The following is a 25,914-nucleotide window of genomic DNA, read 5'->3' on the forward strand; positions in this document are numbered from 1 at the left end:
GATGTCGAGACTATGTTCCCTCGAATAAGGAATGGAAATAAAAGAGATCGTACGCTATCCATGCATTTTTGTTTGGATGGAGGTCCGGCAATGGAATGGAGCGACATCGAAATCTTCCTGGCCATTGCCCGCGAGGGAACGCTCGGTGCGGCAGCCAGAAAGTTGAAGCTGACACAGCCCACCATGGGCCGGCGCCTGAGGAGCCTGGAGGCAGCGGTCGGCCAGACGCTGTTCCAACGCACGGCGGATGGCTTCGTACTGACCGATGAGGGCGCTGCCATCATGGGCTATGCCGAACGGATGGAGGAGGAGGCTCTCGCGCTCCGCCGCTCGCTCGCCGGCCAGGGCCAGCAACTGGACGGAATGCTGCGGCTATCCTCATCCGACTGGTTCGGCGCGCATGTTCTCTCACCTGTCCTCGCGGAATTCTCCGCCGCCTATCCCAGGATCGTCGTCGAGCTGATCACCGAAAGCCGATTGCTCAGTCTCGCCCGCCGCGAGGCCGATCTCGTCTTCCGCATCGCGCCCTTCACGGAGCCGGAGGTGATTTCTCGCAGGCTGATGCGCATCGAATACGGCCTCTACGTGAAGAAAGGCGGCGACCATCCTCGCCTCGGCGATGGAACAGACGCCCGCCTGATCACCATGGACGAAGCCTTCGGCGGCATGCCCGATGTCGCCTGGCTCAAGCGTGTATTGCCCAAGGCCGAGGTTGCGATGCGCAGCAACAATCGCGATGTCCAGGCAACCCTCTGCGCCAACGGCGCCGGCCTCGCCGTCCTGCCACGCCCTCTCGGCGACAGCATTGCGGCACTCGAGCGCATTGAGGTCGACGGCGCTCCGCCCAGCCGTGACACCTGGGTCGGCTATCACCGCGACCTGAAACGGCTGGCGAGACTGAGGGCTTTGCTCGATCTTGTGATCGAGCGGCTGGCGAATTGAAGCAATCACCGCTCCCAGTAGGGCACCGGCCCATAGAGCTCCGCGAGGAAATCGATGAAGAGCCGCACCTTGGCCGGCAGGAACTGGCGGCTCGGATAGACGGCCGAAAGCGTGACATTATGCGAACCTTCATATGCAGGCAGGACCTGGACGAGCCGCCCATCCTGTAGTTCCTGGCCGATATCCCAGGTGGAGCGCAGTGCGATACCGAGGCCGGCTATGACGGCTTCGCGGATGACCTCGCTGGAATTGGTGACGAGCATACCTTCGGGACGCAGGGTCATAGAGCCTTTCGGGCCATCGAGGCGCCAGGCGTCGTTATTGTGTGCCGGCAGGCAGACATGTTTGCGAAGGTCCTCGATATCTCCGGGCTGGCCTCTGGCGGCGATATAGGCGGGGGAGGCGCAGAGCACGCGGCGTACGGGGGCCAAGCGGCGGGCAACCAGGCTGGAATCGGTGAGTTCCGCAATTCGGATCGCAAGGTCGAAGCCGCCGCCGACGATATCGGTAAATTCGTCCGTCAGCACCAGATGGATGGCAAGCTCCGGATGCGCATCCATGAAGGCCTTGAGATGCGGCGCGATATGCATGCGCCCGAACGAGGTAGGGGCGGATATCTTCAGCGTGCCATGCATCTGCGCGGAACGGCCGGCTATATAATCCTCTGCTTCCTCCAGGCCGGCGAGGATCGCAAGCACGCGATCGTAAAAGCCCTGGCCGGCCTCGGTCAGCGAAATCTGGCGCGTCGTTCGCTGCAGTAGGCGGGTGCCGAGCCGATCCTCCAGCCGTTTGATGCGCTTGGAGATGACGGCCGGCGAAAAACCGAGCGCACGCCCTGCCAGCGACATGCTGCCTGTCGACACCACGCTTGCGAAAATTTCCAGATCGCCGAGATTGGTCATGCGTTGCTGGCCACTTTTTCCCCTTTTTACATAAGTGCTTAGCATTTGCGCCGAATTCGGGAAAGTGCTACGCCTTGAGCTACGAGGAAATGTGCGAACTATCTCCGGGGGAGGAGAAATCATGGCCCACGCCATTCCATTTCTGGCGCCGCGCGCCGAGGTGCTGGCGCGCCGTACCGAGATCGTTGCCGATCTGGTCGATCTCCTGCCGCGGGAGTGCCTGATCCATGAGGCGCGCGAAGTCGTTCCCTTCGAAACGGACGGCTTCATTTCCTATCGGCGCGTGCCGTTGGCGGTTGCCCTGCCACGCTCGACATCAGAAGTCGCAGCGGTGATGAAATACTGCAATCGCTATGGAATTCCGGTCGTGCCGCGGGGAGCAGGAACGTCCCTGTCCGGTGGTGCCATACCGCAGGAGGATGCCGTCGTTCTCGGCCTTTCGAAGATGAACCGCATCCTCGACATCGATCTCGCAAACCGCACCATGACTGTTCAAGCCGGCGTGACGAACCTGAACATCTCCGAAAAAGTCTCCGCGGACGGCTTCTTCTACGCACCGGACCCGAGCTCGCAGCTGGCCTGCACGATCGGCGGCAATGTCGGCATGAATTCCGGCGGCGCCCATTGCCTGAAATACGGCGTCACGACCAACAATCTGCTCGGCGTGACCATGGTTTTGACTGATGGCACGGTCATAGAGCTGGGTGGCAAGGCGCTCGACGCGGCCGGCTATGATCTCCTCGGCCTCGTCTGCGGCTCGGAAGGCCAGCTCGGGATTGTCACCGAGGCGACGGTGCGGCTGATTGCCAAGCCGGAAGGGGCAAGGCCGGTGCTCTTCGGCTTCGACACGTCGGAACAGGCAGGCTCCTGCGTGTCAGATATCATCGCGTCCGGCATCATTCCCGTTGCCATCGAATTCATGGACAAGCCGGCGATCGAGATCTGCGAAGCCTTTGCCCAGGCCGGCTATCCGCTCGATGTCGGCGCGCTGCTGATCGTCGAGGTCGAGGGGTCGGAGGCGGAAATGGATGCGATGTTGAAAAGTATTGTCGATATCGCCCGCAACCATGGCGTCAAGACCGTGCGCGAATGCCAGTCGGCAACAGAGGCAGCGCTGATCTGGAAGGGCCGCAAATCTGCCTTTGGCGCGACCGGCCGCATCGCCGATTATATCTGCATGGACGGCACGGTGCCGCTGAGCCAGCTCTCCTATGTGCTGAAGAAGACCTCCGAGATCGTCGATCATTATGGCCTGCGCGTCGCCAACGTTTTCCACGCCGGCGATGGCAACATGCATCCGCTGATCCTCTTCAACGCCAATGATCCCGAAGACGCCGCAAAGGCCGAAGCTGCCGGCAATGATATCCTCAGGCTCTGCGTCGACGCCGGCGGCTGCCTGACCGGTGAACACGGCGTCGGCATCGAGAAGCGCGACCTGATGCGCCACCAATATGCCGAGGCAGACCTCAAGCAGATGATGGCGGTCCGCTCCGCCTTCGATCCGGGCTGGATCCTCAATCCATCCAAGGTCTTCCCCCTCGATGGACGCAGCGCCGCATGAGCGACTTGATACCGACGACAGAGGAAGAGGCGGCGGAATTCATCCGCTCCCATGCCAGGGTCAGCGTGCCGCTTGCCATTTCTGGTGGTGATACCCGCTCAGGCTTCGGCAATGCGGTTGCGGCAAGCGCCCGGCTCCGCTCGACTGGGCTGACCGGCATCGTCGCCTATAATCCCGGCGAGATGGTGATGACCGTTCGGTCCGGCACGCTGGTCGCCGAGGTCGAGGCAGCACTTGCTGCCAACAACCAGATGATGGCCTTCGAGCCGATGGATCACAGGCCGCTGATGGCGACATCGGGCGAGCCGACCATCGGCGGTGTCTTTGCCGCCAACGTCTCCGGTCCCCGCCGCTTCGTCGCCGGTGCCGCTCGCGACAGCCTGCTTGGCGTCCGCTTCGTCAACGGCAAGGGCGAAATCGTCAAGGCCGGTGGCCGGGTGATGAAGAACGTGACGGGCCTCGACCTTGCCAAGGTCATCGCGGGCTCGCACGGCACGCTCGGCCTTTTGACCGAAGTCACCTTCCGCGTGCCGCCCGCACCGAAGACCGAGGCAACGCTCATCGTCTCAGGGCTCAACGATGCGGAAGCTGCGCACGCGATGGCGGCTGCGATGGCGCTGCCGGTCGAAGTTTCGGGAGCAGCGCATCTGCCGCTAACGGTTGCCTGGAAATTCCTCGGGGGCAAATTGCCGGAAGGTGAGGCGACCGTACTGCGTATCGAAGGCCTGCCTGATTCCGTCGACGTGCGGATGAAAAAGCTCGGCGCGGCCATGTCCGCCTTCGGCCGGGTTGCCCGCCTGGATGCGGAGAACAGCGGTCGGCTCTGGCGTGAAATCCGCGATGTGCTTCCCTTTGCCGATGGCACGGAGCGCCCGGTCTGGCGGGTATCCGTCGCGCCCGGCACCGGCCATCAGCTGGTGGCAGCCCTCCGGCTCGAGGCGGGCGTCGATGCATTTTACGACTGGCAGGGCGGTCTGGTCTGGCTGCGCATGGAAGCAGAGCCGGACGGCGCCCTCATCCGCCGTTTCATCCACGCCCTCGGCGGCGGCCATGCCACGCTGCTCCGCGCGTCTGCGACGGCAAGGGCAGGGGAGGCCGCCTTCCAGCCGCAGCCCGAAGCCGTCGCGCTGTTGTCGCAGGGGGTCAAGGCGAGCTTCGATCCGGCGGGGATTTTCAATCCGGGGAAGATGGGGTGATGGCGATGTCGAGTGCCACGACCTTCCGAGAGAGGCTCGATTAATGCAAACCAACTTCACCGCCGAACAGCTTGCAGATCCCGATGTGGCCGAATCGGAAAAGATCCTGCGCAAATGTGTGCATTGCGGCTTCTGCACGGCGACCTGTCCCACCTATGTGACGCTCGGCAACGAGCTCGATAGTCCGCGCGGGCGGATCTATCTGATCAAGGACATGCTGGAAAACGGCCGTCCGGCCGATACTGAGGTGGTCACCCATATCGATCGTTGCCTGTCCTGCCTCGCCTGCGTGACCACCTGTCCTTCCGGCGTCGACTATATGCATCTGGTTGACCATGCCCGTGCGCATATCGAAAACACTTACCAGCGCCCCTTCATGGACCGGCTGACGCGCGGCATCCTGGCGGCGGTGTTGCCCTATCCCGGCCGTTTTCGCCTCGCCCTCAACCTTGCGAGGCTCGGCCGTCCCCTCAAGGGGTTGCTGAAGGGCATGCCGGCGCTGAAACCTTTTGTGGCCATGCTCGACCTCGCCCCACGCTCCGTTCCAGCGCCCTCATCATTCTCAAGTCCCGGCTTGCATCCCGCCGAGGGGCCGAAGCACGGCCGCGTTGCGATCCTGACCGGATGCGCCCAGCCGGTGCTCGACCCTAATATCAACGCAGCGACGATCCGGCTGCTCACAAGGCTCGGCATCGAGGTCGTCGCGCCAGAGGGCGAGGGGTGCTGCGGCTCGCTGGTTCATCATATGGGGCGCAAGGAACAGGCGCTCGAAAGCGCGCGGTCGAATGTCGATGTATGGACACGCGAGATCGACAATGGCGGCCTCGACGCCATCATCATCACGGCATCAGGCTGCGGCACGACGATCAAGGATTATGGCCATATGCTGCGTCTCGATCCCGCCTATGCCGAAAAGGCGGCGAAGATTTCGGCGCTCGCAAAGGATGTCACCGAATATCTGGCGACCTTGGATTTACCCACCCATTTGCCGCGCGGCATCACTGTCGCCTATCACTCCGCCTGCTCCATGCAGCACGGCCAGAGGATAACAGGCCTGCCCAAGCAACTGCTTAAGGCGGCGGGCTTTATCGTCCGCGATCCCGCCGAGGGCCATCTCTGCTGTGGGTCGGCCGGCACCTATAATATTATGCAGCCGGAAATCTCCGCCGAGCTGAAAGCCCGCAAGATCAGGAACATCGAAGCGACGAAACCGGATATCATCGCAACCGGCAATATTGGCTGCATTACCCAGATCGCAACCGGAACTGATATTCCCATCCTCCATACCGTAGAATTGCTCGATTGGATTTATGGGGGCGAACTTCCGGGAAAATTAAGAGGCCTCAAAATAGCATAGTCACAGCGGGAGACATTGCGTCCCCGATAATGGGAGATCACAGCATGCGGCATCTGTTCTTCCTGGCGGCGGCAATGATTATCGGTATCGAACCGACTTACGCCGCAAATCGCTACAACTGCGCGGTCGACGACACGAATATCAAGTTGAATATCGATGCAGGATTCGCTGAGGACGGCGGCCACAAGCTCAACCATTTTCGTGGTGCCCTGATCGCCAAGTCCGACCGCGTTCCGGAAGGCTTCCGGCGTTTGATGCTCGACTCCGATCAGCTCATGCAGAGTTGGGCGTCCGATAGCGAGTTACGCTTGAGGATCTATGCGCAGAACGACGTTGACGATCCCGCCAACAATTTCGACCTCTTGCTCACGGTCGATGGCAGCGCGAACCCCATGCGGGGAAATTATCTTCTGACCTTTAATGCCAAGGGTCAGTCACAGCCGGCACAGTTCAAGGGCCGGCTGACCTGTTCCGAGCAATAAGAGCTTGCCGCCAACGGCGGCACGCTCGCAACGTCAGAAGTTGAAGGACACGCCGAAGTTCAGGGCGTTGGTGAAGACATTCGTCTTCAGCGTTGCACCGCTATCAATCGGAACGTCGTTCACGAAGCTGTAGTTGCCCTTGTACTCGAGGAACGTCGACCAGTGCTTGGTGATCTGGTAGCTGACGCCCGCCTGGGCCTGCAGCGCGAGACCGCCGAACTCATAATCGAAGGTCCGGCCCGATGCCCGGGTGACTTCGACATGCGGAACGTTGATGCCGGCGCCGAGACCGACATAGGGCGTCCACTTGCGGCTCGGATCCTGGAAGCGATAGAGCCCGTTGACCGTCAGAAGGTTAAGGCCGTCGGTGAATTCGAAATGGCTCCAGCCCGGCGTGTTGCCGAGGTCGCCATAGACCTTGGCATGGGTATAGTCGAGGCTGATGCCCCAATCGGGCTTGTTGAGGTCGTCCAGCCACCACGTGCCGCGGATACCGTAATAGGGCGGGTTCGCGAAGGACTTGCCCGACCAGTTCGGATCGAAATCGGCACCATCAGATGTCTTGACGTTGCTGCCGGTTGCTCCCTGCACGCCGCCATAGATGGAGAGCTGCATTTCAGCAGAGGCAGTGCCCGCAACGGAAACGAGGGCGGCGAGAGTCAGTGCGGCAAGGGCCGACTGGCGAATGCGGCATGCACGATTCATTTGGATTCCCCGGATCGCAATGGAACCGCATTGATGGCTGCCTTTCGTGACAACGCTATTACAGTTCCGACTCTGTAAACGGCATAATCGGCGAATCTGACAGTAAACTGAAAGGGGCAGCCCTTGGCTGCCCCCTTCCGAAACGCAATTCACGACAGTTGCAAATCAGCCACCGAGGCCGAAGAGCGTGCGCAGGACGTCGACCCCGCGATCTTGGTAGCTGACCTCGCCCTGCTTGTTGCCGGGGCCTACGACGATGACCTTGGCGCCAACAGGGACGCGATCGTAGAGCTCGGTCACGTCCTGGTTCATCATGCGGATGCAGCCGGAAGAAAGGTTGAGGCCGATCGTCCAGGGCTGGTTGGTCCCGTGAATGCGGAAGATCGTGTCGTGGCCGTTCTGGTAGAGATACATTGCGCGCGCACCGAGCGGATTGTCCGGGCCGCCGGGCATGAAGGGCGGGATCTTGTGTCCTTCCTTGGCTTCACGGACCCGCATTTCAGCAGGAGGCGTCCATGTCGGCCATTCGGCCTTGCGCCCGACATTCACCACGCCGGACCAGCCGAAACCGTCGCGACCGACGCCAATGCCGTAGCGGGTGGCGCGGTTGTTGCCTTCGACGAGATAGAGAAACTTGTTGTTGGTATCGACGATGATGGTGCCCGGAGCCTCATCGGTCGCCAGTCGGACCAGACGCTTGTGAAACTGCGGCTTGACCTGGTTGGTCGGCTTGATGCCGCGGACTGCGTCCGTCGCCGTCGTCGTGGGGCCTGCGTCAGCGACAGCCATCATGCATACCATCGCAACAGCGCTCGCCGCCACGAGCCGTATAAAATGCTTCATCCTGAATTCCCCTCGTGTACAAATCGCACGGGAGGCTAATCAAACCGGATTAGATTTCAAGCTCAAGAAGGCGGCAACACGGTTTTTTGTACGATGGCGAGCAGATAAACTGGCCGCTCGCCACCCTTAATTGCGAATTTACATCACTATGACGCGGGTGCCGACCTTCACGCGGTTGTAGAGGTCGGTGACGTCCTCGTTGCGCAGACGGATGCAGCCGGAAGAAACGGCATTGCCGATCGTCCAGGGAGCGTTGGTTCCGTGAATGCGATAGAGCGTGGAGCCGAGATACATGGCGCGGGCGCCAAGCGGGTTTGCCTCGCCGCCTTCCATATGCGCCGGCAGGTAGTGCCCCTTGGCAGCTTCGCGCGAAAGCATTTCGGAGGGCGGCGTCCAGTCCGGCCATTCCTGCTTTCGGGTGATCGTATGGGCGCCCGCCCATTCGAAGCCGGGCTTGCCGACGCCGACGCCGTAGCGCCGTGCCTTGCCGCCGTCCATCACGAGATAGAGGAAGCGATTGTTGGTATCGATGACGATGGTGCCGGGACGTTCCTTGGTCTGGTAGTCGACCACCTGCGGCAGGAATTGCGGATCGAGGTGACCCTGGATCGCCGGGATGCCCGGCCGACCCATCGCGACCTGTTGTACCGGCGCGCCGCCGAAGAGCGGATGGACAACACGCGGCGCAAAGAGGCCGCGAGGCTGGGGCGGCTGCTGCTGGGCGACAACAGGTGCCGGCGCACGCGGGTAGACCACCGGCTGCACGCGCGCGCCGCCGAGCTGGTTGATCCACGGCGCGGTCAGATCGGGGCTGACGATGACAGGCGGACGCGACTGATAGCGGTCGTCTGCAAGAACGGGGGAGGCAATCAAGCCGGCAATGCCGGCCAGCAGCAGAAAGCACTTTTTCATCATCGGACAAACTCTCTACAATGGACCGAGGATGGGCGCGCGGGCACCCTTTCGATGGGGCATCGTGTCACCGGCGCGCCAGCGAAAGGTAAACGGGTGTTCATTAAAATGCCGCGAAGCCTATAAACTTTTCGTCAGGGTTACTGGCCGGTATGGAAAGAGGGTTTGCAAATGGTAAAGCTTAGAAAAAACAGGGGCGAATCGCAAAAATGACCGGCACGGGCATTATCACTGGCGAGGACGGCAGGGACCGTTGTTCGTGGCACGGGGGGCTTCCCGAATACCTGCGCTATCACGACGAGGAATGGGGGCGTCCCGTCACCGACGATATCCGCCTTTTCGAGAAGATCTGCCTTGAAGGCTTCCAGTCCGGGCTTTCCTGGCTGACCATCCTGCGCAAGCGCGAGAATTTCCGCGCAGCTTTTGCCGGTTTCGACTTCGAGAAGGTGGCCCTGTTCGACGACGCGGACATCGAACGCTGCGTTGCCGACGCCGGCATCATCCGCCATCGCGGCAAGATCGTCTCGACGATCAACAATGCCCGCCGCGCCATCGATCTCAGAGGCGAGTTCGGCTCGCTCGCCCACTATTTCTGGAGCTATGAGCCGAGGCCCGAGGAACGACCGGCGCGCGTCGACCGCGAGACGATTGCCGCCAATCCGACGACGCCCGTATCCGTCCGTATCTCGAAGGATCTGAAGAAGCGGGGCTGGACCTTTGTCGGTCCCACCACAGTTTATGCCTTCATGCAGGCTATGGGTCTCGTCAACGATCACCTTGAAGGTTGTTATTGCCGCCACGACGTCGAGGCGATGCGAGCCGCATTGGTGCGTCCATGAAGGGCCTCGTCCTCGGCCTCTCGCTTTTTTCCGCAATTGCCCTGGCGGGCCAGCACGTCTGCGCGCAGGACGCCGGGGACCAGAAACCGGCGCAGGCACAGGGTGAGCAGCCTCCCGAGCTCGATCCCGGCGAAACGATCGAAAAGCTGGGTTTTCCCGCCGTTACCATGCGGCTTGCGGGCTGGACGAAATTCGGCAAGGGCAAGGTCTATACGCTGCCGCTCAAGAAGGGTCAGCACGTAAGGATCACCTTTTCCTCGAAGAGCCGCTATGCCTTCATGGCGATCTTCGATCTCTCCTCCAGCGAAGACGAATCCTTCTTCGGTACGGATGAGGATGGGAACATCGCCGACGTGACCGTGCAGGCTGATACGACCTGGCTGATCAAGCCCTACTATTCCCGCGTCACCCGCCGCCGCGGCCTCGGCGCGCCCTATGAAATCCTGATCGACCCCAATCCGACAGGGTCGGTGCCTGCGCAATCGCAGACACCGGATCAAAGCGCGCCCGCCGATAAGCCTTCGCTCTTCCCGCCCAGGGCGCCTGTCGCACCGTCGCCGCAACCTTCGCTATTCCCGCCGAAAGGCGAAGCACAACCACAATAAGCGTTTGTTCGGACTTTCCTGCTACAGACGATCTTCGTCTGCAGGGGTGGGGTCATGCTTGTTCTCGATCAGGGCGCTCTGTCCGGTTTTGGATGCGGTCAGCGCATGGGCATCGTATTTCTCGGTGCAGTCGTCGCGCAATTCGCCATGGTTGGCTTCGGTGTTTTTTGGTGGAAAGGGGACGGCGACAAAGTCGAAACCTTGAGGGGCACGCCATTTTTTACGCCCGCCCGCGTCTTTCTCGCCGGCATATGGGTGTTGGTCACCCTCATCGTCGCAATCATCTGCATGCTTCTGCGCACCGAAACGATGATCTCGACGGATGACAACTCAGTTGTCGAGACGAGCTGTTACGGCCCTTTTTCCGGCGATTACCAGCTTGATCGATCGAAAACCGTCGTCCACTACATCACGGAAATTTCCTCGGGCAAAGGGGGACGAACGCACGAATTAAATTATCTGGCACTGGAGGAAGCAGGGAAAGACCGGCAGCTGTATATCGTGCTGGACGGCAGCCACTATCTTTCAAATCTCGAACAGTTCGCGCCCCGGGCCATCAGTAGCTACCGAGATTACCTGAAGCAAAATCAGCGACCATCGTCTCCCCAGACTATCGTTCGGACACCCTGATGGCTAAGACAGCCCTTCGATCAACGGCCTGAGCTCGCCGATATGCTCGATCTTGCGGAAGCGCGGCGCTTCCGTCGGTTCTTCGACATGTTCGAGCACCCAGGTCAGCGCATGCGGTATGAAGACACCATAGCTGCCCGCGGCAATCGCCGGCACCACATCCGATTTCAGCGAGTTGCCGACCATCATCGCCCGCTCCGGTCCGTCGCCGAGTTTCGAGAAGATGCGGCGATAGGTGACCGCCGTCTTGTCCGAGACGATTTCGACCGCATCGAAGAAATCCCCCAATCCTGATTGGGCGAGCTTGCGCTCCTGATCGAAAAGGTCGCCCTTCGTGATCATCACGAGAAGGTAACGACCCGCCAATGCCTCAAGCGTTTCCTTCACCTCCGGCAACGTTTCGACGGGATGAGAGAGCAGGTCGCGACCGATGTCGAGGATCTGCGCGATGACTGACGCCGGCACCTCGCCTTGGGTAATCTCGATCGCAGTTTCGATCATCGAGAGCGTGAACCCCTTGATGCCGAAGCCATACTGGCTGAGGTTGCGCTTCTCGGCCTCCAGCAGCCGTTCCGAGATACGCTCGCCCTCGGCGTAGTCTCCCAGCAGTTCGGTAAAGAGCTGTTCGGTCAGGCGGTAGAATTGTTCGTTTTGCCAGAGCGTATCGTCTGCATCGAAGCCGATCGTCGTAAGCGGACGCAGAGTCATCAAAATATCCTCCGATGCTTCCTCGTCACAGGCCCGTCACAGGAATGCAAGCAAGGGAATCTATTCAAGTAGAGGAGAGAGGCAAGAGCGCCGGCGAGGTAACAGTTTTGTGAGGGCAAAAGGGGCTCGCGTTGAAAAGCGATCCTGGTGCATTATCTCGCTGCTTGCCAGGCATGTGCTTCTCTCCCGCCAACATGCGACGGCCAATAAGAAAGAAACGGACATTCGCCAGCCAGCGGCTTTGCTTTCGCGGCTGAACATAAGGAATTTTCACCATGCGTTATAATCAACTCGGCAATACCGGCCTGTTCGTCTCCGAACTTTGCCTCGGCACCATGACCTTTGGCGAAGCCGGCGCCGGTTCGACCTGGGGCGCCATCGCCGATGTCGATCAGGATACGGCCGACAAGATCGTCGAGCGTTCGCTGGCTGCGGGCGTCAACTTTATCGACACGGCCGACGTCTATTCCTTCGGCGTTTCGGAAGAGATCCTTGGCCAGGCGCTGCAGAACCTCGAAGTCCCGCGCAAGGATGTCGTCATCGCCACCAAGGTCTATGGCGTCATGGGCGACAAGCCGAACGATCGCGGTGCATCGCGCGGCCATATCATGGACTCGGTCGAAGAAAGCCTCGAGCGCCTGCAGACGGACCATATCGACCTCTACCAGATCCACGCGACCGACACGGTGACCCCGATTGACGAGACGCTGCGCGCCTTCGACGACCTCGTGTCCAGCGGCATGGTTCGTTATATCGGCGTCTCGAACTGGCAGGCTTGGCGCATCGCCAAGGCGCTCGGCATTTCGGAACGCAAGGGCTTTGCCCGCTTCGAGACCGTCCAGGCCTATTATTCGATCGCCGGCCGCGACCTCGAACGCGAGATCGTGCCGATGATGAACGAGGAAAAGCTCGGCCTTATGGTCTGGTCGCCGCTGGCAGGCGGTCTGCTGTCCGGTAAGTACGGTCCGGGCGCTCCGGGCAACGGCGAAGGCCGTCGCGCCAACTTCCACTTCCCGCCTGTCGACGAGAACCGCGCCTGGGCTTGCGTCGCCGCCATGCGCGAAATTGCTGCCAAGCATGACACCAACGTGGCAACGGTCGCGCTCGCCTGGATACTTGAAAAACCCTTCGTGACCAGCATCATCATCGGCGCCAAGCGTCTCGAACAGCTCGACGAGAACCTCGACGCCGTCAAGCTGAAACTCGACGCCGACGATATGGCCAAGCTCGACGAGGTCAGCGCGCTGGCTCCGGAATATCCGGGCTGGATGCTTCCCCGCCAGGCCGCCGGCCGCCGCCCGCAGCCTTTCGAACCGAAGGCTTGAGCGGCTTAGTCGCCCCGTGAAAGACAGACGCCGCCGCTGTTATTCGCAGCGGCGGCGTTTCCATCAGATCTCGACGACGATCTTGCCGAAGGCGCCGCGATCGAGATGGTCGAAGGCGGCGGGGACTTCGGAAAATGAATAGCGATGCTCGATGACCGGCTTCAGCCCGATCCGATCTACAGCGCGGACGAAGTCTTCGAGCGCCCGGCGGTGGCCGACTGCAATGCCCTGTATAACAGGCGATTTCAGCAATAGCGGTCCGGCCGGCCCCGATATATCGAAGCCCTCGAAGACCCCGATCAGCGAGATCCGACCATTCAGGGCGACTGCCTTTAGCGACTGGCCGAGATGCGGGCCGCCGACGATTTCGAAGATATGGTCGACGCCCCGGTCATTGGTGAGCTGATAGACCTGCTCGACCCAGTCGCCGGTCTTGCGGTCTATGCCATGACGCGCGCCCAGTGCCTTTGCCTTTTCGAGCTTCTCCCGGTCACCCGAGGTGACGATGACATCTGCGCCCTGGGCCGCTGCAATCTGCAGCCCGAACATTGCGACGCCGCCGGTCCCTTGTACCAGCACTGTATCGCCGGGCTTGACCTTGCCGCGCTCCACCAGCGCGAACCAGGCCGTCAGGCCGGCGCAGGTCAGCGTGCTTGCCTCGCCATGGTCGAGGGTTTCCGGGGCGCTTACGAACCAATCGGCGGGAAAGGCGACATATTCCGAGAGAACGCCGGGATAGAAGCCGCCGAGCGTCCGGTAGGGTGGGTTTCGGGCAGAGCCGAGCGGCTTGTCGTCGATCCAGCCGGGAGCGAAGGTGGATATGACCCTGTCGCCGGAGTGGAACCGCGTTACGCCTTCGCCGACCGCCTCGACCACGCCGGACATGTCGGAAGCCGGCACGAAGGGAAATTCTATCGGCAGCCCCATTCCGGTTTCTCGGACAAGCTTGTCCCGGTAGTTGAGCGAGGCGGCCTTCACGCGCACCAGCACCTCGCCCGGAGCGGGATTGGGAACCTCGGCCTCGGTGAACTTCAACTCCGCATCGATGCCGACCGTGTCGAGCGTCCAGCGCTTCATCATTTTGGGCATGCATTTTCTCCCTGCTGATATCAAACAAGGATTTTCTTTTATCGTTGATCTGATTTCGCCAGTGGCGATAAGATTGCGGAACTTTGGTTCCTAATAGGAAACAATCGCGATGAACGATGTGATCTCAGGCATCCCGGAATTCGTGGAAGCCGTGGAGGCGGGAGGTTTTTCTGCGGCCGCCGTCCGAATGAACCTCTCCCGCTCGGCGATCGGCAAGACCATCGCCCGGCTTGAAGCGCGCCTCGGCGTCCGGCTTTTCCATCGCACGACCCGCACGCAGAGCCTGACGGACGAAGGGCACGCCTTCTATTTGCGCTGCCGCCGTGCGCTCGATGAGATCCGCTCGGGCCAGGCGATGCTGGAATCAGGCAAGAGCGAAGTCGCCGGCCGTCTTCGCATCTCCATGCCGGTACTGTTCGGGCGGCGCTGCATCTCGCCCTTGCTGATGGAGTTTGCCCGGCAGCATCCGAAACTCGAACTCGATCTTTCCTTTAGTGATCGCGTGGTCGATCTCCTCGACGAGGGCTTTGATCTCGCCATTCGCAACGGGCCATTGAAGAATAGTTCCGGTCTGCTGGCCCGCAGGCTCGCCCATCACCGCATGCTCTGTTTTGCCTCGCCCGAATATCTGGAGAGCCGCGGCACGCCGCTATCTATCGCGGATCTCGATGGCCACGATTGTTTGGCCTATGTCAGGTCGGGCGAACTGCGAACCTGGTTCTTCTCGCAGGACAACACACAGCAGGAATTCGTTCCCCCTGCGCGTCTGCGTTTCGATGATCTGGAAGCGATTGCCGATGCCGCCGTCGCCGGCATGGGGCTCGCATGGCTCACCCGCTGGCTGGTCCGCGACGATCTTCAATCCGGCGCTCTTGTACCGGTCCTGAAGGGCCTCTCCTGCATAAGCTATGAGGCTCACGCCGTCTGGCCGCGAACCCCGCATCTGCCGCTGAAGATGCGCGCGGTCATCGATATGCTGGCCGCAAGGCTGCCAGGAATGATGGAATGATACCGGAGCCAGGGCAGCGAGGAAATGCCGGAGATATCTCCGGCACTTCAAGTTGCAAAAAGCCTACTTGCCGTGCTTCTTCAGCCAGGCGTCCATTTCGGCAATTTCCGCTTCCTGCGCCTTGATGATGGCTTCCGCCATCTTTCTAAGCTCCGGATCCTTGCCATATTGCAGTTCGATCTTGGCCATGTCGATCGCGCCCTGATGATGTGGGATCATCCCGCGGACGAAATCGACATCGGGATTGCCGCTGTAGTCGATGGCCATGTCCTTGTGCATCTTGGCATTGGCCTTGGCGAAGGCTTGGCTCGACGGCCCCTGGTCTCCCGTGGGTTTACTCATGTCCATCGACATGCCTTTTCCGGACATTTTCATGCCGGACATGTCATCGGCGATCGATGGGGCTGCGAAGCCGGATGCAAGCGCAGCCGTAAGGAGAATGGACTTCAAAGACATGCGTTTTCCTTTTCGCTGTCTGACGATAATGGATCGCGGGCAGGCTATCCTGCCGCGTCGTAAATAAGATGACGTCCTCAGATAGAACGCGGAGGGGGCGCCAGCGGAACGGGGCGGTTATCGCGAAGCGGATAGGAAAGAGCCGGTGCCGGATAGGAGAAGGCGAGCGGCTTATCGCTATCGATGGTGACAAAGGGCGGCACGATCATGCAGGCGGCACAGAAGGCCACATGTGCCATATCTCCGGCGCATGGATTGCTACGATGGCCGGCGGACCCGCCATCGCCATGCATGCTCATCCCGCTCATGCCTTCCATTACCGGTGATTGGGCCATCTCGGCGCTCATCGAGACAGCGGAATCGCAGATCGGACACTCCGCTAGCGTCGGCATGGCGCCATAGAGCAGCCAGGCGATGATCACTAGGGCAATGGCGAAAGGGCGCTTCATGGCGGCAAAGATAGGTCACCGAGGACGGGAAGCCAACGGGGTTTCCGTCGTCGTTCTGCGTTAAAGCTTCGCCGCCTTGCGGAGCGCATCGTTGATGCGACCTTGCCAGCCCTTGCCGGTCGCCTTGAAGGCATCGATGACATCAGGATCGAGCCGCAGCGAAATCTGCCGCTTCGGCCTTTCCACCGCGGGCCGTCCGCGGGCGCGCCTGATGCTTTCGGCAAGCTTTGGGAAAACCTCGGCGAAAGGCCGGGCATTCTTGAAATCCTCTTCGGTCCACTCGGGGTTGTCGGATACGTCATCCCAGTCTTCTCTGGAGTAGCCGCGGCCCTCCTGAAATTCGGCAGGTGCTTCAGATCTTTTCTTTTCCATTCAGCAATCCCCTTTCTGTCTTTCTAGCCGCCAGCATGGAGATGATCGATAATCCCTCAGAGTCCAGCCTTACGAAAATCACGACAATAACGCCGTTACCAAGACGCCCGATGGCCATGAGACGTCCCATCTTCGCCGGGCGAACGACGGCCGTAAAAAAGAATTCGAGATCCAGATCGACGAAATCGAGCCCATGCTTGTCGAGATTGGCGAGGCGCTTCGGCTCATCCCATAAAATTCTCATCGGACAATACCTGAAAATAAAAGTGATACAATAAATCTTTGATTGCACCCAGGCTATTACACGCCGGATCTTGCTGCAATCACCTGATGAATAATCTGGTAGTCGCGGCTTTCCTCGCCAAGCGGCGCGACGGGCCATGTCCAGCGATCCGGCGCGAGGGGCGGCGTGATACCCAGCAGCAGATCGGCCTCCTCATGCGTCTTCCCCATCCGGTCGATGACGGCGTAGGAGATATCGGTGATCAGGCATGTCCTACAGGGAAGGGCGGCAAGGCCTTCGATGTGGGCGGCGATCAGCCTGCTTGCTCCGTCTTGCACCGTGCCCTGTGGTTCGCTTTCGATCCTGCGGACGACGCCGCGGCCGATCTGCGATAGCAGGTTCGCGGATACGACGAAATCGAGGTAGGGCACTTGTCTCAGGAATGCCAGCGGCTCCGGCGATCCGCCGGAGATCAGTTCGTCATAGCCGGACAGGTCGCGCTCGATCAGCCGGATGTTCCGATAGCCCCGCGCCTTCAGCCAGAGCCGCACGGACGCAAGATGGACGAGATCGATCAGCACGACGGTGTCGAAACTCTTCGCCAGCACGTCGATCGGCACATCGCGCAGCAATCCGGAACCGAGGACGACTGCGGTGCGCTTCTGCCTGAGGCCGGCCATCGCATCTAGAACTGCTTTCCGGCTACGCTGCTCGTGTTCCGCCCATTCCTTGCTGCAACGGCGGGCGCGCGACCATAGATTGACCGAGTAGCGAATGAAGGGACGATGCGGCTTGGTGGTGACGGGCAGGGTGGCGAGATAGACGGCTGCTTCGGCGATCATTCGATCCCTGACGACTATTGGAGGCTATTTCATTCAGTCTGATGATTCTTAGGCCGACATCAAGGGCCTTCTCCCTTGCCGCACCCCGCCCAATCCGCTAGGTAACCGCCACTGTCATAATGACCGGATCGCACCTCAAAATGAACGACAAGCAGAAGAAACCGCAAAAGCTCAAGGCCCGTCTACCGCGGGGCTTCGTAGACCGTTCGGCCGCCGATATCAGGGCCGCCAACGAAATGATCGCCAAGATCCGCGAAGTCTATGAGCATTATGGTTTCGATCCGGTCGAAACGCCGCTGTTGGAATATACCGATGCGCTCGGCAAATTCCTGCCGGATAGTGATCGTCCGAACGAGGGCGTCTTTTCGCTGCAGGATGACGACGATCAGTGGATGTCGTTGCGCTACGATCTCACGGCGCCGCTCGCCCGCCATGTCGCGGAGAATTTCAACGAGATTCAGCTACCCTATCGCACCTATCGCGCCGGCTACGTCTTCCGCAATGAGAAGCCCGGCCCCGGTCGCTTCCGCCAGTTCATGCAGTTCGATGCCGACACCGTCGGAGCGCCCGGCGTCCAGGCCGATGCCGAAATGTGCATGATGATGGCCGATACGCTGGAAGCGCTCGGCATCAAGCGCGGCGACTATGTCATCCGCGTCAACAACCGCAAGGTTCTCGACGGCGTGCTGGAAGCGATCGGCCTCGGCGGCGACGACAAGGCGGCCCAGCGGCTGAACGTGCTGCGCGCCATCGACAAGCTCGACAAATTCGGCCCGGAAGGCGTGTCTCTCCTGCTCGGCCCCGGCCGCAAGGATGAATCAGGCGATTTCACCAAGGGCGCTGGCCTCGACGCGGAGCAGATCCAGAAGGTTCTCTTCTTCGTCGGTATCAAGGACTATGCGGAAAGTGCTGCGCAACTCGCCGACCTCGTGGCCGGAACGTCGCAGGGTGTCGAAGGCGTCGAGGAGCTGAATTTCATCGGCAGCCTCGTTGCCGGTGCCGGCTACAACTCCGACCGCATCAAGATCGATCCGTCAGTCGTTCGCGGCCTCGAATATTACACCGGTCCGGTCTACGAAGCGGAACTGACCTTCGACGTGACAAACGAGAAGGGCGAAAAGGTCGTCTTCGGCTCCGTCGGTGGCGGCGGACGTTACGACGGTCTCGTCTCGCGCTTCATGGGCCAGCCGGTTCCTGCAACGGGCTTTTCGATCGGCGTCTCGCGCCTGATGACGGCGCTGAAGAACCTCGGCAAGCTCGGCCAGAACGATGTCATCGAACCCGTTCTCGTCACTGTGATGGACGGCGATGTCGAGGCTATGGGCCGCTACCAGCGGATGACGCAGGAACTGCGCGCATCAGGCATTCGCGCCGAGATGTACCAGGGCAACTGGAAGAAATTCGGCAACCAGCTGAAATATGCCGACCGCCGCAGCTGCCCGATCGCCATCATCCAGGGCGGCGACGAGCGGGCCGAAGGCGTGATCCAGATCAAGGACCTGATCGAGGGCAAGCGCCTCTCCGGCGAGATCGAGGACAACGCGACATGGCGCGAGGCGCGTGTCGCGCAGGAGACGGTTCCGGAGGCAGCGCTCGTGGCCAAGGTCAGGGAGATTCTGGCGGCACAGGCGGAAGACAGGCGCCGAGCCGCGGACGGTAAGTAAGGCCATGGGCATCGTCGCACTTGATCATGTGCAGCTGGCGATGCCGGCGGGGCAAGAAGACAAGGCTCGGGAATTTTACCAGGATATTCTCGGTATTCCCGAGCGTGTGAAGCCTGCCAATCTCGCCGCCAGAGGCGGCTGTTGGTTCGAGGCGGGCCATGTCCGCGTTCATCTGGGCGTAGACCCCGAATTCAAGCCTGCGGGCAAGGCGCATCCGGCATTTTTGGTCGATGATCTCTCTGCGCTGAGGAAAAGACTTGAAGCAGCGGTCTGCCGTGTGGTTGAGGATGAGCCCTGGGAAGGGTATGAGCGGTGTTACACCTACGACCCTTTCGGAAACCGCATCGAACTGATGCAGCCGGTTGAACCGTGAAGAAAAGTATCGCTCCATGCCTTTGATCGGCCTACCTGATTTTGCCGAAGACCTGTTGACGGAGTTCACGAGCCGCAAGACGACGCGGGCCGAAACGCCGGTCATCCAGCCGGCGGAACCCTTTCTCGACATGGCCGGCGAAGACCTGCGCCGCCGCATCTTCATGACCGAAAGCGAGACGGGCGCGAGCCTCTGCCTGCGCCCGGAATTCACCATTCCCGTTTGCCTGCGCCACATCGAGACCGCGACGGGCACGCCGAAGCGCTACTCCTATTTGGGCGAAGTCTTCCGCCAGCGCCGCGACGGTTCGAATGAATTCTATCAGGCCGGTATCGAAGATCTCGGTGATAAGGACATGGCAAGCGCTGACGCCCGCGCCATCGGCGATGCGGTCGGCATCCTCAATCGGCTGCTGCCGGGCAAGGCATTGAGGGTCGTTCTCGGCGATCAGGCCGTGTTCGAGGCGGTCGTGCAGGCGCTCGGCCTGCCCTCGGGCTGGCAGAAGCGGCTCGTACACGCCTTCGGCAACATGGTGCAGCTCGAAGCGCTGCTGGCGCGGCTTTCAAGCCCGCAGCCGGTGACGGGGCTTAACCCGCGAATTCTGGAACTGGTTGCGCTCGGAGATGAGCCGGCGCTGGTCGCCCACATTGCCGAGACGATGCAGGCGACGGGCTACGCCAGCAATGTCAGCCGCTCGCCGCAGGATATCGCGCGCCGGCTGCGCGAAAAGCTCGTCCTCTCCTCGACAAGGATGGACGACGCATCCTTCGGCATCCTTCAGGAATTCCTGTCGCTGAGCGTCCCGCTGGACGACGCGGCCTCGGCGCTGGCAGGCTTTGCCGATGCTGCCGGCTTGAAGTTGGGGCCGGCGCTTGAACGCTTCGATGCGCGTGTCGCAGCCCTTGCCAATAGCGGCATTGACACCGCATCGATCGAATATCGCGCCGCCTTCGGCCGCCCCCTGGATTACTATACGGGCTTGGTCTTCGAGGTCACGGCTGATGAGACCGCGCCCGTGCTTGCGGGCGGCGGCCGCTTCGACCGGTTGCTGACGCTGCTTGGTGCCAAGGATCACATTCCCGCCGTCGGCTTTTCGCTCTGGCTCGACAGGATCGAAGAGGAGAGGGTGGCATGACAATCACCATCGCATTGCCCTCCAAGGGTCGGATGAAGGAAGACGCTTCCGCAATCTTCGAGCGAGCCGGAATGAAGATCTCCGCGGTCGGCAATGATCGCTCCTATCGCGGCCGGGTCGAAGGCTGGGAGGATGTCGAGATCGCCTTTCTGTCGGCGTCGGAAATCTCTCGCGAGATCGGCAGCGGCTCGATCGATTTCGGCGTGACCGGCGAAGACCTGATCCGCGAAGGCCTGGCGGAGGCCGACCGGCGCGTCGAATTCTGTGCGCCCCTCGGCTTCGGCAAGGCCGATGTCGTTGTTGCCGTGCCGGAAATCTGGCTCGACGTCGACAGCATGGCCGACCTTAATGATGTGGCCGCCGATTTTCGTGCCCGCCGTGGCCACCGCCTGACGATCGCCACCAAATACTGGCGGCTGACGCAGCAGTTCTTCTCCAGCCAGCACGGCATTCAGCTCTATCGTATCGTCGAAAGCCTGGGCGCCACGGAAGGCGCACCCGCCTCCGGCTCGGCCGATATCATCGTCGACATTACTTCGACCGGATCCACACTGAAGGCAAACCATCTGAAGGTCCTGTCCGATGGCGTGATCCTGCGCTCGCAGGCCTGCCTCGTCAGGGCGCGCAAGGATGCACACGAAGGCAATCCGACCGTTTCACGCATCATCGAAGCCGTGAATATGGCTCTCTGATCAACTATCGCAGAATACAAAAATGCCCGCCGTTTGTGACGGCGGGCAGGGATGCTTGGGAGGCTATTCGTCAAGTAATTAGGCGTGAGCGACCTGGGCACCGCGACGTGCGTCCAGCGAGTAGGCGCCTGCACCGTTGGTGGCGAGCATGATGTAGGCGCCGGCGAGCGTGATGTTCTTCAGGAAGTTCACGAAGTTCAGGCCGTTGATCCAGCCGTTTGCCATTGCCGGGAAGTCCGGAACGTTGACGGTCGGCAGATGGAAGACGACGCCGGTGAAAACACAGAAGGCAGCAAGCAGCCAGCCGACGATACGAACCTGGAAGCCGACGAGAACGCAAAGGCCGGTTACAAGTTCGAAGAGGCCGGCGACATAGGTCAGCAACGTGGCGGCGGGGATACCTGCGCCAGCAACCATGCCCGCGGTGGCGGACGGATCGCTGAGCTTGCCGAAACCGGTATAGATGAACATGAAGGCGAGCAGGATGCGCGCCACGAGTATGACTGTGTTGTTGACGTTGGACATGGAACTCTCCGCTGATGGGTTGATTGCCGGTCGGGCAATTTCTGGAGTGGAATATCCGTTGTTTCAGGAGAGTTGAAAAGATAAACAACCACAGACACTTTGTTCACAAAAAGAGAACGACCTTCAGCCAAAGCGCTCTTTTCATGTCCGTCGCATCCTTTATGGTGCTCGCGGCGTTTTGCTAAACCATTCCATACAAACCGATAAGTGAGACCCCATGGCAGATCTATCCTCTTTTCCGATCACCAAGCGCTGGCCGGCCAGCAATCCCGACATCATCCAGCTCTATTCGCTGCCGACGCCCAACGGCGTGAAAATCTCGATCGCCCTTGAAGAAATGGGCCTTCCCTATGAGGCGCACACCATCTCTTTCGGCACAAATGACCAGAAGAGCCCGGAATTCATTTCGCTCAATCCGAACGGTCGTATCCCGGCGATCATCGATCCCCATGGTCCCGGCGACAATCCGATCGGTCTGTTCGAGTCTGGCGCCATCCTCCTCTATCTGGCTGAAAAGACAGGCAAGCTGATCCCGGCCGATGCCGCTCGCCGCTACGAAGTCATCCAGTGGGTGTTCTTCCAGATGGGAGGCATCGGCCCGATGTTCGGCCAGTTCGGCCACTTCTTCAAATTCGCTGCCGACAAGGTCGCCAACAATTCCTATCCGGTAGAACGCTATCGCGACGAGGCAAAGCGCCTGCTGGGCATACTGGAAGCGCGTCTGGAAGGCCGGCAGTGGATCATGGGCGACAAATATACCATCGCCGACATCGCAAGCTTCCCCTGGGTTCGTGGCGTCGACATTTTCTACGGCGGCAGAGAGGTATTGGAACTCGCAAGCTTCCCGCGAGTCATGGACTGGGTTGCGCGCGCAGCGGCACGCCCTGCAAGCGAAAAGGGATTGAATACGCCGAAGCGTCCATCCTAAGGCCCGCGTCCTCTTAAAACTAAAAAGCCGGCCATTTGGGCCGGCTTTGCAAAGAGATCCGCTAATCCTGCGTCTATTGCCTTGCGGAGAGCTGGCTGCCCGGCTCCAGCTTGAAGCGCGGGAACATGAAGACGCCGACCATGCTGCCGGTATATTTTTCCTCCGTTCCGATCGATTCCCCGATGCAGAACACCGGCTGGCGATGACCGCTGGCGGCAAGGACCGTGGTGGAAAAGCAGAAGGACGAGGATGACGTTGCTGCCTGCTCGAACAGTTCGAGTATATGGGCACGGTCATGGGCTTCGTAGCAGCGCATCAGGCTTAGGAGGCCGCACTCGGAAGAGGTGAGGCCATGCATCACGGCGCTCCAGCTCCCGAGTCTGATGACACCGTTCGCAAGGTCTCCGACCCAGCCTTCCGACACGCAGAATTGCGACAGGAGATCGTATTCAGAAGTCTGTGCCTCCGGCAAACCGGAAAGAAAAGGTGTGGCAAGATTGGCTTTGGCAATCTTAAACAAGATGTTCCCCAGATCAGGCGGGACTTCTCCACAGCCGCGCATTGTAACCAAATTGCATTTCGATATCAGAATGCTGCGACGGTGACCGTATAGCGCCGTCGCGGGTAGCGTAATGGAGCAGTAAAGCCCGACTGAAATTCACCCGGCGACATCATGGACGCCTTGGAAATATCAGAACAAGCCACGTCGCTGCAGATAACATTGCATGTACAGTTTTCGCGCGCAAGTTTCAATTTTATTTGATTGCGCGCCGTACGTGTCGATTTGAGGAGGATTGATGAGCAACCCCAGCAAACCCCTTTAAATCGCTGGGGATGGACTTATAGAATGTTTTAAGAAAACGGCAATGGGGCTTTCGCCGCAAAGACAATTGTTTTGCGATCAATTCATCAAAAAGTTGTCATACTTTAGCCGGGGTGCATTAAATCCACGGGTAAATCATTTGATGCAAGAATAAAGAGATAATAGGCCGAAGACAACAGGAAATTGTTTTTGGTTGTGTATGATAGACGCAAAAAGGGCGGCCCGAGAGCCGCCCTTCGTCAATGCCTGATTGGCAAAGGCATCTGAGTAATAGGCCTTCAGCCTATCACATCATGTCCATGCCGCCCATGCCGCCCATGCCGCCCGGCATGCCAGCAGGGGCATCCTTCTTCGGCAGTTCGGCGATCATGGCTTCGGTGGTGATCAGCAGCGAAGCAACCGAAGCTGCGTTCTGCAGAGCCGTGCGAACAACCTTGACCGGGTCGACGATACCCATGGCGATCATGTCGCCATATTCAGACGTCTGAGCGTTGTAGCCGTAGTTGTCTTCGTTCTTGTCGAGAATCTTGCCGACAACGATCGAAGCTTCGTCACCAGCGTTTTCAGCGATCTGGCGAACCAGCGACTGAAGCGCCTTGCGAACGATGTTTACGCCGGCTTCCTGGTCCTGGTTCTCACCCTTTGCGGTGATCTTCGTGGACGAACGAAGCAGGGCAACGCCGCCGCCCGGTACGATGCCTTCCTGAACAGCAGCGCGCGTTGCGTTCAGAGCGTCGTCGATGCGGTCCTTCTTTTCCTTGACTTCGACTTCCGTCGAGCCGCCGACGCGGATGACGGCGACGCCACCAGCGAGCTTGGCAAGGCGTTCCTGCAGCTTTTCGCGGTCATAATCGGAAGAGGTTTCTTCGATCTGAGCCTTGATCTGGGCAACGCGGCCTTCGATGTCGGACTTGGCGCCAGCGCCGTCGACGATCGTGGTGTTTTCCTTGGAGATCGAAACCTTCTTCGAACGGCCGAGCATGTCGAGCGTTACGGATTCGAGCTTGATGCCGAGGTCTTCGGAGATGACAGTGCCGCCCGTGAGGATAGCGATGTCTTCGAGCATGGCCTTGCGGCGGTCGCCGAAGCCAGGAGCCTTAACAGCAGCGATCTTCAGGCCACCGCGCAGCTTGTTGACGACGAGCGTAGCAAGAGCTTCGCCCTCGACGTCTTCAGCGATGATGAGGAGCGGCTTGCCGGTCTGAACGACAGCTTCGAGAACCGGCAGCATAGCCTGGAGGTTCGAGAGCTTCTTCTCGTGCAGGAGGATGAACGCGTCTTCGAGGTCGGCGATCATCTTTTCCGGGTTGGTGACGAAGTAGGGGCTCAGGTAGCCGCGGTCGAACTGCATGCCTTCGACGACTTCGAGTTCGGTTTCAGCGGTCTTGGCTTCTTCGACGGTGATAACACCTTCGTTGCCGACCTTCTGCATAGCTTCAGCAATGTCGAGGCCGACCTGCTTTTCGCCGTTTGCGGAGATCGTGCCGACCTGTGCGACTTCTTCCGAAGTGTTGATCTTCTTGGCCTTGGCCTGGAGATCCTTGACGACTTCAGCAACAGCGAGGTCGATACCGCGCTTCAGGTCCATCGGGTTCATGCCGGCTGCAACAGCCTTGCCGCCTTCGCGAACGATCGCCTGGGCGAGAACGGTTGCAGTCGTGGTGCCGTCGCCGGCAATGTCGTTGGTCTTCGAAGCCACTTCGCGGACCATCTGGGCGCCCATGTTTTCGAACTTGTCGTCAAGTTCGATTTCCTTGGCGACCGAAACGCCGTCCTTGGTGATGCGCGGAGCGCCGAAGGACTTGTCGATGATGACGTTACGACCCTTCGGGCCGAGCGTTACCTTCACTGCGTCAGCGAGAATGTCGACGCCCTTGAGCATCTTTTCGCGCGCGGTGCGGCCAAACTTGATTTCTTTAGCTGCCATGATTGAAACTCCTGAATTCGAGTTGTCCGGGCTTTGGGCCCGTGGCTAAATCGGAAAGGGACGACGGCTGATCAGCCGATGATGCCCATGATGTCGGCTTCCTTCATGATGAGAAGGTCTTCGCCGTTGATCTTGACTTCGGTGCCCGACCACTTGCCGAACAGAACGCGGTCGCCAGCCTTGACGTCGAGTGCGACAACCTTGCCGGAATCGTCACGAGCGCCGGAACCGACGGCGACGATTTCGCCTTCCTGCGGCTTTTCCTTGGCGGTGTCAGGAATGATGATGCCACCCTTGGTCTTTTCTTCGGACTCAACGCGGCGAACAACGACGCGATCGTGAAGGGGGCGGAAGTTGGTGCTTGCCATTGTCTAATCCCTCGATCAAATGACATCAGCGG

30 protein-coding genes are annotated in these 25,914 nt (G+C 60.2%); 15 read left to right on the forward strand and 15 right to left on the reverse strand.

Translation table 11 applies throughout. The features are described from left to right. Nucleotides 1-90: 90 nt before the first annotated feature. Nucleotides 91-942 carry a LysR family transcriptional regulator gene (locus DTW90_RS09515; protein ID WP_132521382.1) on the forward strand — a complete coding sequence of 284 codons (852 nt, stop codon included), beginning with the start codon at nt 91-93 and terminating at the stop codon, nt 940-942. A gap of 5 nt (nt 943-947) precedes the next feature. On the opposite strand, the gene DTW90_RS09520 is transcribed toward DTW90_RS09515, so the two are convergent. Further along, nucleotides 948-1,844, reverse strand: coding sequence for a LysR family transcriptional regulator (locus tag DTW90_RS09520; protein WP_149337876.1), 897 nt, complete (start codon nt 1,842-1,844; stop codon nt 948-950). Between the two features lie 121 nt (nt 1,845-1,965). Between DTW90_RS09520 and DTW90_RS09525 the strand changes: the two genes are divergently transcribed. From DTW90_RS09525 to DTW90_RS09540, 4 genes are read left to right on the forward strand one after another with little or no spacing between them, the layout of a single operon-like run. Next, entirely contained in the window at nt 1,966-3,405 is a 1,440-nt protein-coding gene (locus tag DTW90_RS09525; RefSeq protein WP_149337878.1) for an FAD-linked oxidase C-terminal domain-containing protein, read from the forward strand. Continuing rightward, the gene (locus DTW90_RS09530) at nt 3,402-4,601 is read left to right on the forward strand and encodes an FAD-binding protein (protein WP_149337880.1); all 1,200 of its coding nucleotides are present in this window, start codon (nt 3,402-3,404) and stop codon (nt 4,599-4,601) included. The genes DTW90_RS09525 and DTW90_RS09530 overlap by 4 nt, the downstream gene beginning before the upstream one ends. 43 nt (nt 4,602-4,644) lie before the next feature. After that, the gene (gene glcF / locus DTW90_RS09535; protein WP_149337882.1) at nt 4,645-5,958 is read left to right on the forward strand and encodes a glycolate oxidase subunit GlcF; all 1,314 of its coding nucleotides are present in this window, start codon (nt 4,645-4,647) and stop codon (nt 5,956-5,958) included. Nucleotides 5,959-6,002: 44 nt separating this feature from the next. Then, nucleotides 6,003-6,440, forward strand: coding sequence for a hypothetical protein (locus DTW90_RS09540; protein ID WP_149337884.1), 438 nt, complete (start codon nt 6,003-6,005; stop codon nt 6,438-6,440). 33 nt (nt 6,441-6,473) lie between these two features. On the opposite strand, the gene DTW90_RS09545 is transcribed toward DTW90_RS09540, so the two are convergent. The 3 genes from DTW90_RS09545 to DTW90_RS09555 all read right to left on the reverse strand — a co-directional run bounded on the left by DTW90_RS09545 (nt 6,474) and on the right by DTW90_RS09555 (nt 8,900). Next, on the reverse strand, nt 6,474-7,145 hold the full coding sequence (locus tag DTW90_RS09545) for an outer membrane beta-barrel protein (protein WP_132521394.1): 672 nt from the start codon (nt 7,143-7,145) through the stop codon (nt 6,474-6,476). A 165-nt stretch (nt 7,146-7,310) separates the two neighbouring features. After that, nucleotides 7,311-7,988 (reverse strand): L,D-transpeptidase, encoded by a 678-nt coding sequence (locus DTW90_RS09550; protein ID WP_149337886.1) that lies wholly within the window; start codon nt 7,986-7,988, stop codon nt 7,311-7,313. Nucleotides 7,989-8,126: 138 nt separating this feature from the next. Further along, complete coding sequence (locus DTW90_RS09555; protein WP_149338414.1) at nt 8,127-8,900, reverse strand: L,D-transpeptidase; 774 nt, start codon at nt 8,898-8,900, stop codon at nt 8,127-8,129. Nucleotides 8,901-9,109: 209 nt separating this feature from the next. Here DTW90_RS09555 and DTW90_RS09560 point away from each other — a divergent pair, with 209 nt between their 5' ends. Genes DTW90_RS09560 through DTW90_RS09570 form a run of 3 tightly spaced genes read left to right on the forward strand, consistent with a single transcriptional unit; the run spans nt 9,110 to nt 10,974 of the window. Continuing rightward, entirely contained in the window at nt 9,110-9,739 is a 630-nt protein-coding gene (locus DTW90_RS09560; RefSeq protein ID WP_149337888.1) for a DNA-3-methyladenine glycosylase I, read from the forward strand. Beyond that, nucleotides 9,736-10,344, forward strand: a complete 609-nt coding sequence (locus tag DTW90_RS09565; RefSeq protein ID WP_149337890.1) for a hypothetical protein — start codon at nt 9,736-9,738, stop codon at nt 10,342-10,344. Before DTW90_RS09560 ends, DTW90_RS09565 begins: the two co-directional genes overlap by 4 nt. A 54-nt stretch (nt 10,345-10,398) precedes the next feature. Next, nucleotides 10,399-10,974: a hypothetical protein gene (locus DTW90_RS09570; protein ID WP_132521402.1), complete on the forward strand. Its 576-nt coding sequence runs from the start codon at nt 10,399-10,401 to the stop codon at nt 10,972-10,974. Between the two features lie 3 nt (nt 10,975-10,977). Here DTW90_RS09570 and DTW90_RS09575 read toward each other — a convergent pair whose 3' ends face one another. Then, the gene (locus DTW90_RS09575; RefSeq protein ID WP_132521404.1) at nt 10,978-11,682 is read right to left on the reverse strand and encodes an HAD family hydrolase; all 705 of its coding nucleotides are present in this window, start codon (nt 11,680-11,682) and stop codon (nt 10,978-10,980) included. Between the two features lie 275 nt (nt 11,683-11,957). Here DTW90_RS09575 and DTW90_RS09580 point away from each other — a divergent pair, with 275 nt between their 5' ends. Further along, on the forward strand, nt 11,958-13,007 hold the full coding sequence (locus tag DTW90_RS09580) for an aldo/keto reductase (protein WP_132521406.1): 1,050 nt from the start codon (nt 11,958-11,960) through the stop codon (nt 13,005-13,007). A gap of 63 nt (nt 13,008-13,070) precedes the next feature. Here DTW90_RS09580 and DTW90_RS09585 read toward each other — a convergent pair whose 3' ends face one another. Then, entirely contained in the window at nt 13,071-14,096 is a 1,026-nt protein-coding gene (locus DTW90_RS09585; protein ID WP_149337892.1) for an NAD(P)-dependent alcohol dehydrogenase, read from the reverse strand. A 109-nt stretch (nt 14,097-14,205) separates the two neighbouring features. On the opposite strand from DTW90_RS09585, the gene DTW90_RS09590 reads away from it, so the two are divergent. Next, nucleotides 14,206-15,105: a LysR family transcriptional regulator gene (locus tag DTW90_RS09590; protein ID WP_149337894.1), complete on the forward strand. Its 900-nt coding sequence runs from the start codon at nt 14,206-14,208 to the stop codon at nt 15,103-15,105. A 63-nt stretch (nt 15,106-15,168) separates the two neighbouring features. On the opposite strand, the gene DTW90_RS09595 is transcribed toward DTW90_RS09590, so the two are convergent. From DTW90_RS09595 to DTW90_RS09615, 5 genes are all read right to left on the reverse strand, one after another. After that, nucleotides 15,169-15,561 (reverse strand): DUF305 domain-containing protein, encoded by a 393-nt coding sequence (locus DTW90_RS09595; RefSeq protein WP_149337896.1) that lies wholly within the window; start codon nt 15,559-15,561, stop codon nt 15,169-15,171. Nucleotides 15,562-15,638: 77 nt separating this feature from the next. Continuing rightward, nucleotides 15,639-16,010 carry a hypothetical protein gene (locus DTW90_RS09600; RefSeq protein WP_149337898.1) on the reverse strand — a complete coding sequence of 124 codons (372 nt, stop codon included), beginning with the start codon at nt 16,008-16,010 and terminating at the stop codon, nt 15,639-15,641. Nucleotides 16,011-16,070: 60 nt separating this feature from the next. Beyond that, nucleotides 16,071-16,382 carry a BrnA antitoxin family protein gene (locus tag DTW90_RS09605; protein ID WP_149337900.1) on the reverse strand — a complete coding sequence of 104 codons (312 nt, stop codon included), beginning with the start codon at nt 16,380-16,382 and terminating at the stop codon, nt 16,071-16,073. After that, complete coding sequence (locus DTW90_RS09610) at nt 16,363-16,626, reverse strand: BrnT family toxin (RefSeq protein ID WP_149337902.1); 264 nt, start codon at nt 16,624-16,626, stop codon at nt 16,363-16,365. The genes DTW90_RS09605 and DTW90_RS09610 overlap by 20 nt, the downstream gene beginning before the upstream one ends. A gap of 56 nt (nt 16,627-16,682) precedes the next feature. Then, nucleotides 16,683-17,447: a hypothetical protein gene (locus DTW90_RS09615; protein ID WP_149337904.1), complete on the reverse strand. Its 765-nt coding sequence runs from the start codon at nt 17,445-17,447 to the stop codon at nt 16,683-16,685. A 140-nt stretch (nt 17,448-17,587) separates the two neighbouring features. Here DTW90_RS09615 and hisS point away from each other — a divergent pair, with 140 nt between their 5' ends. Genes hisS through hisG form a run of 4 tightly spaced genes read left to right on the forward strand, consistent with a single transcriptional unit; the run spans nt 17,588 to nt 21,311 of the window. Then, a complete protein-coding gene (hisS, locus tag DTW90_RS09620; protein ID WP_149337906.1) occupies nt 17,588-19,111 on the forward strand; it encodes a histidine--tRNA ligase in 1,524 nt (507 codons plus the stop codon). A 4-nt stretch (nt 19,112-19,115) separates the two neighbouring features. Continuing rightward, the gene (locus DTW90_RS09625) at nt 19,116-19,484 is read left to right on the forward strand and encodes a VOC family protein (RefSeq protein WP_132521424.1); all 369 of its coding nucleotides are present in this window, start codon (nt 19,116-19,118) and stop codon (nt 19,482-19,484) included. Between the two features lie 16 nt (nt 19,485-19,500). Then, a complete protein-coding gene (locus tag DTW90_RS09630) occupies nt 19,501-20,619 on the forward strand; it encodes an ATP phosphoribosyltransferase regulatory subunit (protein WP_132521426.1) in 1,119 nt (372 codons plus the stop codon). Continuing rightward, nucleotides 20,616-21,311 carry an ATP phosphoribosyltransferase gene (gene hisG, locus DTW90_RS09635; RefSeq protein ID WP_132521428.1) on the forward strand — a complete coding sequence of 232 codons (696 nt, stop codon included), beginning with the start codon at nt 20,616-20,618 and terminating at the stop codon, nt 21,309-21,311. The genes DTW90_RS09630 and hisG overlap by 4 nt, the downstream gene beginning before the upstream one ends. Before the next feature lie 78 nt (nt 21,312-21,389). Here hisG and DTW90_RS09640 read toward each other — a convergent pair whose 3' ends face one another. Beyond that, nucleotides 21,390-21,836, reverse strand: coding sequence for a DoxX family protein (locus DTW90_RS09640; protein WP_132521430.1), 447 nt, complete (start codon nt 21,834-21,836; stop codon nt 21,390-21,392). Between the two features lie 217 nt (nt 21,837-22,053). On the opposite strand from DTW90_RS09640, the gene DTW90_RS09645 reads away from it, so the two are divergent. Then, the gene (locus DTW90_RS09645; RefSeq protein ID WP_149337908.1) at nt 22,054-22,764 is read left to right on the forward strand and encodes a glutathione binding-like protein; all 711 of its coding nucleotides are present in this window, start codon (nt 22,054-22,056) and stop codon (nt 22,762-22,764) included. Between the two features lie 73 nt (nt 22,765-22,837). Here the strand turns inward: DTW90_RS09645 and DTW90_RS09650 are convergent, their stop codons facing one another. The 3 genes from DTW90_RS09650 to groES form a co-directional block, all read right to left on the reverse strand. Next, nucleotides 22,838-23,284: a hypothetical protein gene (locus DTW90_RS09650; RefSeq protein ID WP_188079913.1), complete on the reverse strand. Its 447-nt coding sequence runs from the start codon at nt 23,282-23,284 to the stop codon at nt 22,838-22,840. 589 nt (nt 23,285-23,873) lie between these two features. Continuing rightward, a complete protein-coding gene (gene groL / locus DTW90_RS09655; RefSeq protein ID WP_132521434.1) occupies nt 23,874-25,514 on the reverse strand; it encodes a chaperonin GroEL in 1,641 nt (546 codons plus the stop codon). Nucleotides 25,515-25,585: 71 nt separating this feature from the next. After that, on the reverse strand, nt 25,586-25,882 hold the full coding sequence (gene groES / locus DTW90_RS09660) for a co-chaperone GroES (RefSeq protein ID WP_065689628.1): 297 nt from the start codon (nt 25,880-25,882) through the stop codon (nt 25,586-25,588). Between the last annotated feature and the right edge of the window lie 32 nt (nt 25,883-25,914).

The organism is Neorhizobium sp. P12A (genome assembly GCF_008365395.1).
Lineage (GTDB): Bacteria > Pseudomonadota > Alphaproteobacteria > Rhizobiales > Rhizobiaceae > Rhizobium.